At 73.1% G+C, this 1938-nt stretch carries 3 protein-coding genes and 1 pseudogene; 2 read left to right on the forward strand and 2 right to left on the reverse strand.

Annotation, left to right across the window (positions count from 1 at the left end; all coding sequences use genetic code 11):
- Positions 1–223 (reverse strand): MerR family transcriptional regulator (locus CCN56_RS36095; protein WP_143664729.1); only part of this gene is annotated, 223 nt, incomplete at its 3' end.
- Between the two features lie 71 nt (positions 224–294).
- A complete protein-coding gene (locus CCN56_RS36100) occupies positions 295–888 on the reverse strand; it encodes a flavin reductase family protein (RefSeq protein WP_086831978.1) in 594 nt (197 codons plus the stop codon).
- A 68-nt stretch (positions 889–956) separates the two neighbouring features.
- Here CCN56_RS36100 and CCN56_RS36105 point away from each other — a divergent pair, with 68 nt between their 5' ends.
- Together CCN56_RS36105 and CCN56_RS36110 are read left to right on the forward strand one after the other, a co-directional pair.
- Positions 957–1403: a nuclear transport factor 2 family protein gene (locus CCN56_RS36105; RefSeq protein ID WP_086831979.1), complete on the forward strand. Its 447-nt coding sequence runs from the start codon at positions 957–959 to the stop codon at positions 1401–1403.
- Positions 1404–1456: 53 nt separating this feature from the next.
- Positions 1457–1938: pseudogene (locus CCN56_RS36110) on the forward strand (apolipoprotein N-acyltransferase); the annotation flags it as partial.

Raw genomic sequence — 1938 nt, forward strand, 5'->3', positions numbered from 1 at the left:
GTGCGGTCCTCGCGGCCTCGGCGGGTGGGACGCCCGAGGCCGTGAGACGGCACATCTCGTCGAGCACCGCGAGGTCCGCCGGGCTCCATCGCCGGTGCCGTCCGTCCGCGCGCACGGCCGGACCGATGCCGTACCGCTGGTCCCAGGAACGCACCGTGGTGGGAGAGACGCCCAGACGCCGTGCCACGGCACCGGTCGTGATCCCGTGAGCCGTATCGGACATGCCACCCACGATACGAGGTCCAGCCGATGCGGAAACGATGCGTGGAAGGGCGGTCCGCGGGCTGAGGGCTCTCAGCCCCGGTAGGGCACCCTGGCGATCTCCTCGATGCCGCCCAGGGTTCCCCACTCGTTCTTGCCGAGGCGGGTCAGCGGGCGCATCAGGGTCATCTCGGGGTGACCGTCGACCATGACCGACTCGTCGACCGCCGCGTGCACGACCCGGCCGAAGACGACCGTCGAGTCGCCGATCCGCAGCGTGCTGTGCAGCTCGCACTCCAGGGCCACGGGCGACTGGGCGACCCGCGGCGGCTTCACCCGCACGCTCGGCTCCCGCTCGATGCCGCAGGCGTCGAACTCGCTCACCCCGCGCGGGAAGTCCGTCGCCGTGGCGTTGATGCGCTCGAAGAGCCCCTCGGGGGCGAGGTTCACCACGAACTCCCCCGTCTCCTCCACGTTGCGCAGCGTGTCCTTGCGCCCGACCGAGGTGAACTGCACGACCGGCGGCGCCACCGAGGAGATGGTGAAGAAGGAGTGCGGGGCGAGGTTGTCCGTCCCGTCCGCCGAGGCCGTGGACACCCAGGCGATGGGCCGGGGCACGACGGTGGCGGTGAGGAGACGGTAGAAGGAGGTGCGGTCGGTCCGTTCGGGATCGATGTTCACGCGCATGGCCGCCAGTATGACCGGCCTCGTGCAGCCCCCTTGGCCCCCGGCCCCCGCTGACCGACACTGAGCCGATGACGCAGCGCGTGGATCTCGCGACCGTGATGGACCGATTCGCCCTCGACGACCTGGTCACCGGCTACGCGGCGGCCGTCGACGAGGGTGACTGGAGCGCCTACCGGGGTCTGTTCGCCCCGGACGGGCGGGCCGACTACCGCGGCTCGGGCGGGATCGAGGGGCCTGCGGCGGAGGTCGCCGAGTGGCTGGCCGAGACGCTGCCCCTCTTTCCCGTACGCCAGCACCTCATCGTGAACCGGCGGGTGCGGTTCACGGAGCCGGGCGGCTACCCGGAGACCGGGGACCGGGCGGACATCGGCGCCGACTACGTCAACCCGATGCGGTTCGCCTCCGGCGAGGACTTCGTCTGCGGCGGGCGGTACGCCTTCGCGGCGCGGCGCACCGCCGACGGCTGGCGGCTGACCTCGGTCGTCGTCGACGAACGATGGCGCCGCCACGGCTGACCCCTGATCACCCGAGCGTCACGGACACTTGAGGCATCGACGGGAGGCACGTCATGCGTGGTCCGTTCGTGATCCGCCGCCGCGGAGGCCGGGCCGACCGCTCCCCCGCTCCTCGGCGCGCCGGGCGCGGGGCCGCGCGCTCCCTGCTCGCCGCCGGCTGCGGCGCCCTGCCCGTGCTCGCCTTCCCGGCTCCCGGGCTCTGGCGGTGGGCCTATCTGGCGCTCGTCCCGTGGCTGCTGCTGATCCGTACGGCTCCGGGGGCCCGCCGTGCCGGTCTCGACGGCTGGTTCGGTGGCATCGGGTTCATGCTGGCGATGCACCACTGGCTGCTGCCGAGCCTTCATGTGTTCCTGCTCCCGCTCGCCGCGCTGCTCGGTCTGCTGTGGCTGCCCTGGGGGTGGCTGGTCAGGGCGATGCTCGGCGGGACCCCGTCGCCGGGGCGGGCGGCCATGGCGCTGCCGGCGGTGCCCTCGGGCTGGCTGCTGATCGAGCTGGCCCGTTCCTGGGAGGGGCTCGGCGGACCGTGGGGGCTGTC

Origin of the sequence: Streptomyces sp. NRRL B-24572 (genome assembly GCF_002156145.1) — a bacterium.
Lineage (GTDB): Bacteria > Actinomycetota > Actinomycetes > Streptomycetales > Streptomycetaceae > Streptomyces > Streptomyces vietnamensis.

Excerpts from the sequence above, each read along its gene's own strand:
- CCN56_RS36100 (WP_086831978.1), bottom strand. The coding sequence starts at position 888 with ATGCGCGTGAACATCGATCCCGAACGGACCGACCGCACCTCCTTCTAC.
- CCN56_RS36105 (WP_086831979.1), top strand. The coding sequence starts at position 957 with ATGACGCAGCGCGTGGATCTCGCGACCGTGATGGACCGATTCGCCCTC.